Below are 13,533 nucleotides of genomic sequence, written 5' to 3'. Positions count from 1 at the left end.
GCGCGCCTTGACGACGCCCATCGCCGCCACCATCCTGGCCGCGGGCCAGGGCTCCCGCCTGGGCGGCCGACCCAAGACGGCGCTGCTTGTAGACGGCGCCAGCCTGCTCGAACGGCTGGCCGTGGCCTTGCGCGCCAACGGCATCGCGTCCGTCAGCGTCGTCATCGGCCCGTATGCCGACATCTTGTTGCCCCTGGCGGCAAGAGGCGCCATCCATCCGTTGCCGCACCCACAGCACAACAGCAGCCTCATCGACTCGCAACGGCTGGCCCTGGCTGCGCACGCCCAGGCCCGCCCCGACCATGACCTGATGCTGCTGGTGGGCGACCTGCCGCTGCTGGATGCCCACGCCGTGCAGGCCTTGGTGCGCCACTGGCACACCCGGGCTGCCGGCATCGACATCCTGCAGCCCGTGGTGGCCGGCGTACGCGGCCACCCGGTCATCCTCGCGGCGCACAGTGCCGCGGCCGCCAACGGCTTGCCGCCCGAGCTGGGGATACGCGACTGGATGCAGCAACAGCGCGGCCGGGTGGCGCCTTTCCCAAGCGACCACCGCGCGTATGTGACGGACCTGGATACGCCCGAGGACGTCGAGGCCTTGCGTCGCAGGCTGCACCCGTTGACGGTGGCGTGGCCGGCGTCGATACAGGCATAGATCGACCCATCGCCCGGGCACACCCGCCGCAACCCGGCCTTGCCCGCCTCAGCGCGAGACCGTCGTGTCGATGAACCCAGCCAGTTCGCGATTGAAGCGTCGCGTTTCCTCCAGGAACGGCGCGTGGCCCGCCTTGTCATAGACCGTGCTGCGAAGGCCTGGATTCAAGCCTCTGGCGCGCTCGATCGACGGCAACGCCTGCACCAGCGCATCGCGCGCGCCATAGATCAGCAGCAGGGGCTTGCGCATGCCGCCCAGGCCGGCCTGCGCCGCGACAGACATCGACGGCACCGCGGCCACCATTTCGGGCGATGCCAAGGCCGCGTTGGCGAGCAGGCGCTGGAACGTGACCGGATCGGGCTGCGTCTGGAAGCACAACGCCAGAAAGGCCCGCTCGGCATCCAGGTGCGTCTTCAGGTCTGGCGACACCAGGTCGCGATACACGTCGGGATGGGGCGCTATCTGCGCCGGGTCCAGCTCGATCACGCCCCCGACATACACGGCACCAGCGATGTGGCCGTCACCATAGGCCGCCAGGTAGTTCGTCACCACGGCCGCGCCCAGCGACCAGCCCACCAGCACGGGGTTGCGCACCCCCGATGCAACCATCACCGCGGCCAGATCGTCCGCCCAGCGGCGGCCATCGGTATAGGCCGTTGCCGCCACCGGCTTGCCGGACAAGCCATGGCCACGCAGGTCATAGGTGATCAAGCGGTAGCGTTGCAGCTGCGGGCTGGCCACCTGGGCGTCCCAGCTGAGGCGGCTGCCCAGCAAGCCGTGTACGAACACGACGGGCGGGCCTTCGGGGTTGCCGGATTCCTGCACGGCCAGCGTGACGCCGTCGGGCGCCGTCACGGTGTAGTGCCTGCTCAGGGCAGGCGATGTCGCGGCGACAGGCATGGCGGTGGCCTGTGTCGGCGCGGCCGGTATCGCAGCGGCCTGCCCAATGGCTGGCGCCAACCCGACGCCAACCGTCACGACAAACGCCGCCAACGTCGGGCGCAAGCGATGAAAAAGCGAGTGATGCAGCATCAAGGCTGACTCCTGGATTCCATAAGGGGATTCCAGTCTCAACCCTCACACTGGTGTTAGAGTCAAGCGGTGTATTTCCGCGCCGGACGCCGTCCCCCCCGCCAGCCATGAAGCCCAAGCCCTCCGCCGCCGCCCAGCCAGACACCGCGGCCCCCCTTATGTCGATCGGGGCCCTTGCCCGAGCGACCGGCGCCAGCCTGCGCTCGATCCGCCACTACGACGACCACGGCCTGCTGGCGTCGGCCCGCGCCGACAATGGCTATCGCACCTTCTCTGCCGTGGCAGTGACACAGGTGCGCCAGATCCAGCGCCTGATCGCCACCGGCTTCAGCCTGGCCGAGATCCGGAGCTTTCCCGACTGCATGCGCATGATCGAAGGCGCGGCGGCCTGCTCCCAAACGTCAGAGACCCAACGCCAACGCCTCGCGTCGGTGGAAAAGCAGATCGCCGAACTTGAACGCCGCCGTGTGCGGCTGCGGCAAATGCTGGCGCAAGGCGCGTCGACGGCGCCAAAGTAACGTCATCCGCTGCCGGGTCCCGGGCAGTGCCCCAGGGTCACGCCCCCAAGCGGTCGCTCACGCCTGCAAACGCGGTTCCGCTTGCACGCACGCCACCAGGAATTCCATCACCGCCTTGACCGACGGCGACCGGCGCAGATCGGGATACACCGTCAGCCAGATGTCGCGCACCGGCGCCGCGCTATCGACCGGCAAGCGTCGCAAAGCGGCATCTTCATCGCCCACGATCGTCGGCAACACCACCGCCCCCACGCCGGCCCGGGCCGCCATCTGCTGCGCCGTCAGGTCGCTGGCCGAGAACACCACCGGCCGGTGCCGCCGGACCTGATGCAGCCAAACCTGCTGCGGCAGATGATCGGCGCTGTCGTCGTAGGCAACGAAGCGCCATTGCTCGGGCGGCAGCTCGCTCATGGCCGCACTGGCGTACAGGCCGAAGCGCACCACGCCGATACGCCGGCGCATCAACGCGTCTTCTTCCGGCCGCACCGTGCGCAGGGCGATATCGGCCTCGCCCCGATCCAGCGCCACCAGAGACAGCGACGGCAGCAGCACGACATTGAGCTTCGGATACTGCTCGCGCAGCGCAGCCATGCGCGGCGCGAGGCAGTGGCTGGCCAGCGACGGCGGCGCACTCACCTTGACCGTGCCGGCCACCTCGATGGAGGCCACGCGCGCCAACTGCGCGATGCCATTGCCGATGTCCTGCATGCCGCTGGCCAACCGGGCCAACGCCAGACCGTCCTCGGTCAATGGGCGGCTGCGAGGCAGACGGTCCACCAGGCGCAGGCCCAGCGACTTTTCCAGCGCATCGATGCGCCGCCCCACCGTCGCATGTTCGACCTGCAATTCGCGGGCCGCGGCCGACAGCGAACCGGTGCGCGCCAGAACCGTGAAGCAATACAGGTCTTGCCAATCGAACATCGGGTTATTTCCGCACAGATAAGGTTAACTATTGGGGAATTTTCTAACCTTTTCGGCACTTTTACCATGGGGTCGGTCCAGATTCTTTCCCAGATTTCTCACCGCCGGTGCTTCCTAACCTGAACCGGCATGCCCCATCAGGATCTTCCCAGCCATGAAAGCCATCCTCATAGAAAGCTACGGCGGCCCCGACGTCGTGCAACGGCGCACCGACCTGCTCAGGCCCGTCGCCGCCCCCGGCCACGTCCTGGTCAAGGTCGCCTACGCCGGCATCAACTTCATGGACGTGCACACCCGCCAGGGCAAATACGCCACGTCCGTCACCTACCCCGTGCGTCTGCCCTGCACCCTGGGCATGGAAGGCGCAGGCGAGGTCGTCGAGGTCGCTGCGGACGTCACGCACCTGGCGCCGGGCGATCGCGTGGCCTGGTGCATCGCCTGGGGCAGCTACGCGGAATACGCCAGCGTGCCGGTGTCCAAAGTCGCCAGGATTCCCGATGCCATCCCCTTCGACCTGGCCGCCGCGGCGATCTTCCAGGGCGCCACCGCCCACTACCTGGTCGAAGACATCGCCCGGCTGCAACCCGGCAGCAGCTGCCTCATCCACGCCGCCTCGGGCAGCATCGGCCAACTGCTGGTGCAGATGGCCAAGCGCCGCGGCGCCACGGTCTTCGTCACGGGCAGCACCGCACAAAAGTGCGCCATCGCCCTGCAACGCGGCGCCGACCACGCCTTGCCTTATGACGACGGCGGCTTTGCCGACCGCATCCGCGAGGCCACCGGCGGCCAAGGCGTCGACGTCGTATTCGACTCGGTGGGCAAGGCCACCTTGCGCCACAGCCTGCGGGCCTGCCGCACCCGCGGCGTGGTCATCAATTACGGCAACGTGTCCGGCTCGGTCACCGACCTGGACCCCATCGAACTCGGCGAAGCCGGCTCGCTCTTCCTGACCCGCCCTCGCCTGGCCGACCACATGCAGGACGGCGCCACCGTGCAGCGCCGCGCCGACGCCGTGTTCGGCGCCATCCTGGAAGGCTCGTTGCGTATCGACATCGAAGGCCGCTACACCATGGAGGACGTGCAACAGATCCATGCGCGGATCGAAGCGCGCCAGCAGATCGGCAAGTCCGTCATGCGGATCGGCGAGGATTAGGCTACAACTGGGCGGACCAGGCGCCAGGATCCCGTTCCGGCGCCGTATTCCTGTTCACGGCGGATCATGCAGTTTTCACGTCCCTTTATTGCGGCAGCCCTCGGCGTCATGGCGTCTTCAGCCATGGCAGAAACGCCGTCGCCGGCTGCCTATGCGCAAGCGCCTATCCGGCTCCTTGCCCCTTCCGCGCCCTGCGACGTCACAACGGCCAGGCGCAGCGGCAAGGTCGAGGAAATCTACTGGACCAATGGCCCCTACCACGCACGCGTCACCACCGACGAGGTCGACCACTACGTCGATTTGGACGTGGTCATCAAGACGGCCGGCTATCGGTCCGGGGACTGCATCGAAGCCACCATCCAGGCCAGCGATGGCCAGGACGTCGCCACGCAAGCCAGGGACATCGTGCTGCGCGGCCGGGTGAACGAAATCGGCTACGTCTTTTTCAAGGCGCCGATGCGCCGCTATACAGTGATCTTGAGGTAACGGCCACCGTCAACCTTCTGCGCCCGCGCCGCGAGCGCACGAACCCTCGACCTGCGATTCAGGATTCTGACTGCGCTGCGCTTTCGTAGACCAGGATCGCCGCGGCCAGATCCTCCAGCGCGGTGCCGACGGCCTTGAAGACCGTGCGCCCCCCTGAATCCCCGCGGCCCGGAATGCTTCCGTTCGCCAGACCCGCCAAATCTCCGGCGATATCGTCCGGAGAAAAAACGCCACGCGACATCGGGCCAAGCAGCTCACCACTTTTTTGCAACGCCTCCTGCGTATCGACAAACAGGCGCGCATTGCTGAAGCACGCGTCGTCCGCTTCCCGCATCTGTGGCGTGAAACTGCCGATGAGATCAAGGTGGCTGCATGCACGCAGCGCCGCGCCTTGGATGAGCGGTTCGGTGGCGAGCGTCGCGCAACTGACAATATCGGCCTCACGAACCGCACCGGCCAGATCAGGCGCAACACTGGCGTCAATGCCCTGGGTTCGCAGCGTTTCGGCAAGGGCTCTCGCCGCCTGGACATTCCGGTCCCACACCTGAACCCTCTCGATAGGCCGGACCGCTCGATACGCATCGGGAATGAGGCTACCCACGCGCCCGCAGCCGACCACCAGCAAATGGCTGGCCGTCGCCGGAGCCAGGTAGGATGCGGCGAGCGCGGACGCTGCGGCGGTGCGACGCGATGTGATTTCGTTGCCGTCAATCAGGGCCAGCGGCTCCCCCGTCCTGGCGTCATAGAGAACATAGGTTGAGTACAGGCCAGGCAGGCCGCGGGCGGCATAGGCGGGATAGATGTTGACGGTCTTGATTCCCAAATACCGGTCACGCTGCCACGCCGGCATGATCAGCACCGTCATGGGCGACTCCTCGGGCGTCTCGTGCAGGGCGTGTACATGCCGCAAGGGCACCTCGCATCCAGAGATGAACATGGCTTCGATCGCCGGAATGAGACGCTCGAAAGGCAGCGCGCGCTGCGTATCCGCAGCATTGATGATTTTCATGACTAGTCCTTTTCAGCCTCGAATGGAAACTTGCATCGGGTCATGCATCCAGCACGACGTCCTCGACAGGGATGGCCTGACAGGCCAGACAAATGCCCGGATCATCGGGCTCGCTGCCATGCAGATGGCGTACCTTGCCGGACACCAACCGCACCGCGCAGCTTTCGCATTGCCCGACGCGGCAGCCGCTCGCCATCTGCACGCCCAGGGATTCCGCAAACGTCAGCAACGTGCCTTGCCTGGGAGTCCATTTCACTGAATCCCGCCTCGAACGGGAAAAGCTCACGTTGAAGGCTTCGTTGCCCGAGGGCGGCGTGGACGGAGAGCGGAACAGCTCGCTGAAGATGTCGAAACGCGGAACGCCGCGCGCCACGAGTCCGTTGGTCACGGCCTCCATCATCGCGGGCGGTCCACACAGGTAAATGCGGGCCCGTCGTTCGATCAGTGCATCGTCAACGACGCTTGCATCGACGTAACGCCTGGCCGTGAAGTCCACGCCTTCGCGATCGCCTGGAAGCGGCGCTGCGTAGTAGTCGTAGACGTGCAGCCGAGGCAATCGAGCACGGTGATGGGCAATACGTTCGCGGAACGCGTGCGTGCCGCTGTTCTGGTTCGCGTAGTAGAGCCAGATTTCCGGCCCGTCCGCGCCATCCGGCAACGACTCGAGCAGGCTCAAGAACGGCGTAATGCCTATACCGCCGGCAAACAGCAAAAGCGGCTGCGGCGATTGACGCGGAACGACCCAGCCCCCTGCGGGAGAACGCAGCGACACGACATCGCCCACGCGGAGCCTGCGGTGCAAGACGCCAGACATGCGCCCTTCAAATGGCGTGCCATCGGATGACAGCCCTTTTTGATGGCGTACGGCGATGCTGTAGCGGCGCCGATGCGGCACGGCGGCCGGCCCAGTCAGTGAGTACGCACGCGATATCGGGGTGCCGTCGCCTCCGTCCAGTTTGATCTCGATATGCTGTCCCGGACGGTAGTCTGGCAATTCAACGTCGTCCAAGGGCTCAAAGTGGATACCCAGCACCCCGTCGGCTTCCCGACGCAGTTCGCTGACGCGAAAGTCGCGATAGCCCGCCCACTTTCGCTGGCGCACCTCGATGAGCGGGTCCGACTCGACGTCGCATAGAAACGAGCGTAACGGCGAGGATCCACTGACCGGGTCGTGGTGATCTGCGGAGATCAAGCTATTGAAATTGCTGTTGGCCAAGCCCTCTGTGGACAGGCCATCGCGATCGAGTTCCGGGCAGCCTTGCCACCATCCGAACTCCGCCACGACGACGCCATCGGCCAGTTGGGGGGTAATGCGGGCGACGAACCGGGCCTGCCCAACACGCGTGCGGATGCGTATCCAATCCCCATCCAGAATGCCTTTTGCATTGGCAAGCACGGGACTGAGTTCAGCGATGGGATCCGGCGCCCTTTTGCGCAGCGATGTCAGGCTGCGATGCTGGCTGTGGCAATAGAAGCCGTTCTTGGCCGAGCTCAAGACATAAGGAAAGCGCCCTTGCGTCGCGTTCAGATCCCGTGGCGTATCGGCGGGCTCTACAAATGCGGCCAATGGCGGCTGGCGGTGCCGAAGCAGGTTTTCCGAATAAAGCTCGACTCGCCGCGTGGGCGTTGCGAACCCACGCACGCCAGTGGCTGTCGGACGCGCATACTTCCTTTCTCCCGCGTCGACCGGGCAGGCGATGCCCTCCGGGCGTTGACGCAACTGTTCCACCGAGATTCCCGTGGGTGCCAGGATGTGGTCCCACCCCGCTTGCACACTGCCGCCGAAGAATTCGTCGCCCAAGCCGAGCCGACATGCGAGATCGAACACGATGTCGTTGTCCGAGCGAGATTCCCCGCGCGGCGGCACCATTTGCTGGCGCAACTGGACCCATCCCGCGGCCCGGTCGCTGATCTCGAAGCCGACTCGCAGTCCCTCGCGCTCCCAGGGCGTGTTGACGGGCAGAAAAATGTCCGCGTACCTGGCCGCCGGGGTCTCGAACAGGTCGCAATGCACATGAAATTCGAGCTCGGAAAACGCCTGGCGCGCCTGCGAGGTATCCGCCTGTGAAACCGGCAGGTTCGTGCCGAACGCCACCATGGCCCGCACCTTGTACGGTCGTCCTTCCAGAATCGCCCGGTAGGTGTCGCGAGCCGTCACCCAGCCATGGGCCGGCGGGCCGATAGGCCGCTCATCAATGCCAAGCGCCTTCTTCCTCTGCGCTTCACCCAGCAGGGAAAGCGCGTTTACCGCGTTGATGGGCGGCCCGATGCGCACACGGTTGCCGCCAATACGGTCAAAACTGCCGGTCAGCGCGTACAGCGTGGCCACCGCGCGCTCTGATTGCGTGGCATTGGCGTGTTGACCGATGCCTGTCCAGGCGTGGTACGCAATGCGGCCGAGCGAACCGAAAAGCGCCGCTGCCGCGTGCAGCGAAGCCGCCGGCACGCCGGTAATGCTCTCGACTTCCCTCGGCCCATAATGGGCGCTGGCCTGGGCAAGCAATTCAAACGCAGGATGGCAGACCAGCCCGGCGGCGCCGCACACATCGACAGTAACCGCGCCGCGCAAGCGAAAATCCGCGCTCTGCTGTGGCTGCGCAGCCTGCTCGGTGTCGTATGGACAGACGCAATGGCGTGCGTCGTTCCATACCAGGAAGCGGTTGCGCACCGCAACAGGCCAGACATCCTGCTCGCGCAGGAACTGCCCGTTGTCGCTGCGCACCAGCAGCGGGCCGTTCGTCCAATCGCGCACAAACGCGTCGTCGTACCGGCCTTGCGCAATCAGCAGGTGGATCAGGCCCAACGCCACTGCCGCATCCGTGCCCGGACGTACCGGTAGCCAAACGTCGGCCTGGCGGGCGAGCGCCGTGGGCCGGGGATCGACCACGACCATCTTTGCGCCACGCATGCGGCCCTTGCCTATGGCCGATGCCTGCGCAAGCCACGTGTTCGCGGGGTTATGCCCCCACAGGACGATGAGGTCGGCCTCGGCGTAATCGGCCGGCGGCATGCCACAGCCGAAGGTGAACGCATGCGCGTAGTCCTTGTGCCAATTGCAGACCTCCGTCGCGTAACAGATATTGGGGCTGCCAAACAGGCGAACGAAGCGCTCGATCCAGTCGATGCTGTCGCTCAGCGGCGTGCCGCTGGGCGTCGTGACGGAGAACACGACCGACTCCGCGCCGCTTTCGGCGCGAATGGTGCCAAGCCGCCGCGCCGTTTCCGCCAGCGCCTCTTCCCAGCTGATGCGCACCCAGCCCGGATCGGGACTTCCTTTCGGATTGGTGCGACGCAAAGGGGTTTGCAGGCGGTGGGGGCTGTGCACCAGCTCAGGCGCTGATTTACCCTTCATGCACATCGCTTCGCCCGTCGGATGTGACGGATCCGGGCGAACGGAAATCAACATGTCTCCGCGCACCTCGTTGACCGTACCGCATCGCGAACGGCAAAGCGTGCAATACCCCTGCTTGGATTCTGTCGGCATCACGATCAAGCGTGCTCGTCGAGGGTCAGGGCATGACCGGAGGAACGTAGTCGAGCGTACGCCCCAGGAACCAGAGCATGAAGAGCACAAGCGGCGCGTGGACCAGCAATTGCAGGAACGTAAAGCCCACGATGTCGCGTGCTTTCAGCGCCAGGACGCCAAGCAGCGGCAGCATCCAGAAGGGATTGATCAGGTTCGGAAGCGCTTCCGCGGCGTTATAGACCTGCACCGCCCAACCCAGGTGCACCTTGAGCTCGTTGGCGGCCTGCATGACGTAAGGCGCCTCGATGATCCACTTGCCGCCGCCCGACGGAATGAAGAAGCCCAGGACGGCGGAATACGCACCCATCATCACCGCGAAGGTGTCGGTGTTGGAGATGCTGACGAACAGGTGCGCGATGCGGTCTGACAACGCAATGCCATCATGCCCCTTGGCGGTCGTCAGCATTGCCGCGATGGCGCCGTACAAGGGGAATTGAATGATGACGCCCGCGGTGGAAGGCACCGCGCGCGTCACGGCATCCAGAAAATTCCGGGGACGCCAATGCAGCAGCAAGCCGAGCAGCAGGAACAGCAGGTTGTACGTATTGAGCCCTGAGATGGCCACGAGCGGACTTTTTGCCATGAATTCCTGTGCCAACCAGCCAAATCCCAGCGCACACAGAAGAATCGTCAGCAAGGGGCTACGCTCGAACCATTCACCGGGGCGGCGCCTGGCCGGATCCTGGGCAGCCGGCTTGAACTCGGCAAGGTCCACGCCCAGATCCTGGGCCGTGACGGCATTGGCACCGGTAGGCGCCGAAAAAAAACAGATCGCCACCGACACGACGATCAGCACGGCGGCCATGACCATGGACTGCCAAAGAAAGATGGTCTGGCTGAACGGGATCACCCCGGTGATATCCAGGATGCTCTTTGGCAGGCTGCCCGGGTTGGCCTGCAACTGCGCGGCAGACGAACTCAAGCCCAACGCCCAGGTTGCGCCCAGGCCAAGGTACGCCGCGGCGCCGGCGGCCCGGTAGTCCACGCGCAGGTCCGCCCGGCGAGCCAGGGCTCGCGCATAGAGCGCGCTGAAGATCAGCGAGACGCCCCAGTTAAAGAGCGACAGGATCATGCTGATCAGCGCTACATACGCGATCCCCTGCCTGCCGGACCGTGGCACCGCGGCCAACCGTTGGATAAGGCGAGCGGCGGGCGGAGAAGTCGCCACCACGTAGCCGCCAATGGCGACGACCGCCATCTGCATCGTAAAGACGATCAAACTCCAGAATCCATCGCCAAACGCCTTGGCCACGGCTTGGGGGCTCGACCCGTTGGCCATTGCCGCGCCCGCGACGACGATCACGGCGATGGCAGCAAAGACAAAGGCATCGGGAAACCAGCGTTCCGCCCACGCGGTGAAACGCAGCCCAAGGCGGCTGAGCAGACCCGTGCTGCGTTCGATGTCAGGCGGCGTGTCGGGAGGGGCGTTGCCTGGCGCCGCAGGATGGGCAGGAATGCTCGATGACGATTGCATGGGAGTCTCCATTTCTTGGAATGTTGGCGTTCCTCGAGACACATCCGACGACGCGCGAATGTGCATGCTATTGATCGTCACGCAGTATTCATAATTCTTTTATTGAATGCAGCAATATATAATTTATCTATGAAAGTCACGATCAAACAGCTGGAACACTTTGTGGCGGCCGCCATGACCGGCCAGGTGTCCCGTGCTGCCCAACGCTGCTACGTCAGCCAACCGTCGCTCACGACGTCGTTGAAGAATCTTGAGGCGCTCCTGGGCGTTCAGCTCTTCACTCGGCACGCCGCAGGCTTGAGACTGACATTGCAGGGAGAAGGATTTCTGCGCCACGCGGAACACGTGCTGGCATCGTTGGAAACGGCCGTTGCAGAGACCAAGGATTCGATCTCCTCGCTCGAAGGCCGCGTGAAACTGGCCATCACGGATACGGTGTCGGAGTACGTGCTGCCCAAGATCATCGGGGCAATGCGCCGGCAGCTTCCGCTTGTCTCGTTTGAACCCGTTGAACGCAACCGCCTGCAAATTGAAAACGGCATTCGCAGCGGGTCGTTCGACCTGGCTGTCGTTCTCGTTTCCAACTTGACTCCCACGGCTGATTTTCACCAGGAGAAGTTGCTGAAATCCGAGCGCCGGCTATGGACGTCGCTGGATCATCCCCTTGCCGGCCGCCCGTCGGTAGCGTTGTCCGAACTGGCAGACCAGCCGTTCATCCTGCTGGACATGGACGAGCATGTGGCAACCGTCAATCGCTACTGGGGCGCCAGCAAACTCAAGCCCAACGTCATATTCCGTACCAAGTCGATCGAAGCGGTGCGCAGCCTGGTCGCGCAGAACGTCGGCGTCACGATTCTTTCCGACCTCGTTTTCAGACCGTGGTCCCACGACGGGGGAAGAATACGCAGGACGGTGATGGCAGGGTCCGTGCCATCCATGGACCTGGGGCTCGTCCATCGACGCGATGCCGACCTGTCCAAGGCCGCCAGCGCCTGTGCACGCGTCTTGCGGTTGCTGGCCAAAAGCCTGTTGCGAGAGTCGCATCTGCAAGTCGACGGCTCGTCCGACGCAGCGGCCGATTGATCCTGGCTATTGGCTACCCTTTTTCCGCTCGCTGTTCTGCCCGCTGTTCTGCCCGCTTTTCTGCCCGCCTTTCTGCCCTGTGGGCCGCGCAAACGCAAAAAAGCCGGCCCGCTTTCGCGATACCGGCTTTCAGCTAAAAGTGTCGGGAAACACTTTCAAGAATTCGACCACATCAAGTGGTCGGGGCGAGAGGATTCGAACCTCCGACTCCTGCGTCCCGAACGCAGTACTCTACCAGGCTGAGCTACGCCCCGAGTCTTACTACTTACTACTTCGACTTCGTTGCGCTCAGTGCAACCAAATCATTTTTCGCTTTGAATCAACCGCTGCCTTTTTAGAACCCAACCACAGCCTTTTTAAGGACCGGGTCACAGCCCAATTCGGTTAGCGATCTCTATTCACCGCGAAAGCGCAGAATTCTAACAGAGAATTTAGAAAAGGGGAAACGGGGTAGTTCGACAGGGCTTCGCGGGCCCGATTCGCCTCGGCCACGGCGGCCTGGCGAGCGTGGTCCAGCGCGTCGGTGGCCTGGATGGCGGCGGCCACGGCGGCGAAGTCGGCGTCGCCCGTCTTGATGGCGTCGCGGATCAATTGCTGTTGCTCGGGCGTACCCACTTCCATCACGCGGATCAGCGGTAGCGTCGGCTTGCCCTCGCGCAGGTCGTCGCCCACGTTCTTGCCCAAGGCAGTTGCATCGCCGCTGTAGTCCAGCACGTCGTCCACCAACTGGAACGCAGTGCCCACATGGCGGCCATAGGCGGCCGCGGCGGCTTCCTGCTCGGGCGTGGCGCCCGCCAGCACGGCGCCAACCTGGGCGGCGGCCTCGAACAGCTTGGCGGTCTTGTAGCGCACCACCTGCAGGTAGCGTTCCTGCGACACGTCCGGGTCGTGCACGTTCAAGAGCTGCAGCACCTCGCCCTCGGCGATCACCGTAGTGGCCTCGGACAGGATGCTCATGATGCGCATCGAGTCGGCCTCGACCATCATCTCGAACGAGCGGGAATAGAGATAGTCGCCCACCAGCACGCTGGCGGCGTTGCCGAACACTGCGTTGGCGGTGTCGCGGCCACGACGCAGGTCGGATTCGTCGACCACGTCGTCGTGCAGCAGCGTCGCGGTATGGATGAATTCCACCACGGCGGCCAGCAGCTGGTGATGCGTCCCTTCATAGCCCAGGGCGCGCGCCACCATCAGTACCATCGCCGGGCGCATGCGCTTGCCGCCCGCCCCGATGATGTAGTCGCCGATCGTACGGATCAGCACCACCTCGGAATTCAGCCGCTCGCGGATAACCGCATCGACGGCTTTCATATCGTCAGCTATGGGGGCAATGAGCGCGGGGAGATTCAAGACGTATCCGGAGTGTGAAACGAGCCGTGCGTAACAGCTCTTACCGCTGGGCCCGCCGGGATGGCGGGGGGGATTCGACCAGCGATTATACGGGGTGTCACGAACCGAAGACGGACCCCATCGCCCCGGCGCCCAGGGGCCGGACGGCGCCCCGCTCCGCGCTTGGGCATCATGATCGGACCCCGTTATTTGACGCCACAACGGCCAGTGCGCAGCGCCCACGCGACACCTAAGCCCTTACCCTGCAAGCGCTTTTTGACTTTTCCCCAGCCTCACGCTAATATCCCGGATTCGGTCAGTGATGGCCGAATTACGTCGGTGAATTA

Annotated in this window: 11 protein-coding genes and 1 tRNA gene; 5 read left to right on the top strand and 7 right to left on the bottom strand. The window is 64.5% G+C overall.

What is annotated here, in order from left to right; all coding sequences use genetic code 11:
- The first annotated feature begins 7 nt into the window (after positions 1 to 7).
- The gene (locus AC3WMR_RS27260; protein ID WP_492266223.1) at positions 8 to 655 is read left to right on the top strand and encodes a nucleotidyltransferase family protein; all 648 of its coding nucleotides are present in this window, start codon (positions 8 to 10) and stop codon (positions 653 to 655) included.
- Between the two features lie 48 nt (positions 656 to 703).
- Here AC3WMR_RS27260 and AC3WMR_RS27255 read toward each other — a convergent pair whose 3' ends face one another.
- Positions 704 to 1,555 (bottom strand): alpha/beta fold hydrolase, encoded by an 852-nt coding sequence (locus AC3WMR_RS27255; protein WP_492266222.1) that lies wholly within the window; start codon positions 1,553 to 1,555, stop codon positions 704 to 706.
- 290 nt (positions 1,556 to 1,845) lie between these two features.
- Between AC3WMR_RS27255 and AC3WMR_RS27250 the strand changes: the two genes are divergently transcribed.
- Positions 1,846 to 2,205: a MerR family transcriptional regulator gene (locus AC3WMR_RS27250; protein WP_492266221.1), complete on the top strand. Its 360-nt coding sequence runs from the start codon at positions 1,846 to 1,848 to the stop codon at positions 2,203 to 2,205.
- A 57-nt stretch (positions 2,206 to 2,262) separates the two neighbouring features.
- Here AC3WMR_RS27250 and AC3WMR_RS27245 read toward each other — a convergent pair whose 3' ends face one another.
- Positions 2,263 to 3,126, bottom strand: a complete 864-nt coding sequence (locus tag AC3WMR_RS27245; protein WP_492266220.1) for a LysR family transcriptional regulator — start codon at positions 3,124 to 3,126, stop codon at positions 2,263 to 2,265.
- 154 nt (positions 3,127 to 3,280) lie between these two features.
- Here AC3WMR_RS27245 and AC3WMR_RS27240 point away from each other — a divergent pair, with 154 nt between their 5' ends.
- Both AC3WMR_RS27240 and AC3WMR_RS27235 read left to right on the top strand, forming a co-directional pair.
- Positions 3,281 to 4,279 (top strand): quinone oxidoreductase family protein, encoded by a 999-nt coding sequence (locus tag AC3WMR_RS27240; RefSeq protein WP_492266219.1) that lies wholly within the window; start codon positions 3,281 to 3,283, stop codon positions 4,277 to 4,279.
- A 123-nt stretch (positions 4,280 to 4,402) separates the two neighbouring features.
- Positions 4,403 to 4,765 (top strand): hypothetical protein, encoded by a 363-nt coding sequence (locus AC3WMR_RS27235; protein WP_492266218.1) that lies wholly within the window; start codon positions 4,403 to 4,405, stop codon positions 4,763 to 4,765.
- A gap of 58 nt (positions 4,766 to 4,823) precedes the next feature.
- Here AC3WMR_RS27235 and lhpI read toward each other — a convergent pair whose 3' ends face one another.
- From lhpI to AC3WMR_RS27220, 3 genes are read right to left on the bottom strand one after another with little or no spacing between them, the layout of a single operon-like run.
- Positions 4,824 to 5,774 carry a bifunctional Delta(1)-pyrroline-2-carboxylate/Delta(1)-piperideine-2-carboxylate reductase gene (gene lhpI / locus AC3WMR_RS27230; RefSeq protein ID WP_492266217.1) on the bottom strand — a complete coding sequence of 317 codons (951 nt, stop codon included), beginning with the start codon at positions 5,772 to 5,774 and terminating at the stop codon, positions 4,824 to 4,826.
- Between the two features lie 40 nt (positions 5,775 to 5,814).
- Complete coding sequence (locus tag AC3WMR_RS27225; RefSeq protein ID WP_492266306.1) at positions 5,815 to 9,258, bottom strand: molybdopterin-dependent oxidoreductase; 3,444 nt, start codon at positions 9,256 to 9,258, stop codon at positions 5,815 to 5,817.
- Positions 9,259 to 9,283: 25 nt separating this feature from the next.
- Positions 9,284 to 10,774 carry a short-chain fatty acid transporter gene (locus tag AC3WMR_RS27220; protein ID WP_492266216.1) on the bottom strand — a complete coding sequence of 497 codons (1,491 nt, stop codon included), beginning with the start codon at positions 10,772 to 10,774 and terminating at the stop codon, positions 9,284 to 9,286.
- Between the two features lie 129 nt (positions 10,775 to 10,903).
- Here AC3WMR_RS27220 and AC3WMR_RS27215 point away from each other — a divergent pair, with 129 nt between their 5' ends.
- Positions 10,904 to 11,857: a LysR family transcriptional regulator gene (locus tag AC3WMR_RS27215; protein ID WP_492266215.1), complete on the top strand. Its 954-nt coding sequence runs from the start codon at positions 10,904 to 10,906 to the stop codon at positions 11,855 to 11,857.
- Between the two features lie 177 nt (positions 11,858 to 12,034).
- Here the strand turns inward: AC3WMR_RS27215 and AC3WMR_RS27210 are convergent.
- Together AC3WMR_RS27210 and ispB are read right to left on the bottom strand one after the other, a co-directional pair.
- Positions 12,035 to 12,111: transfer RNA gene (locus tag AC3WMR_RS27210), tRNA-Pro, on the bottom strand.
- A gap of 130 nt (positions 12,112 to 12,241) precedes the next feature.
- Positions 12,242 to 13,207: an octaprenyl diphosphate synthase gene (ispB, locus tag AC3WMR_RS27205; protein WP_492266214.1), complete on the bottom strand. Its 966-nt coding sequence runs from the start codon at positions 13,205 to 13,207 to the stop codon at positions 12,242 to 12,244.
- Between the last annotated feature and the right edge of the window lie 326 nt (positions 13,208 to 13,533).

The organism is Achromobacter sp. FW305-C-28, from assembly GCF_058783235.1.
The sequence above is the reverse complement of the archived record's forward strand: the minus strand, read 5'-3'. Positions and strand labels throughout refer to the sequence as shown.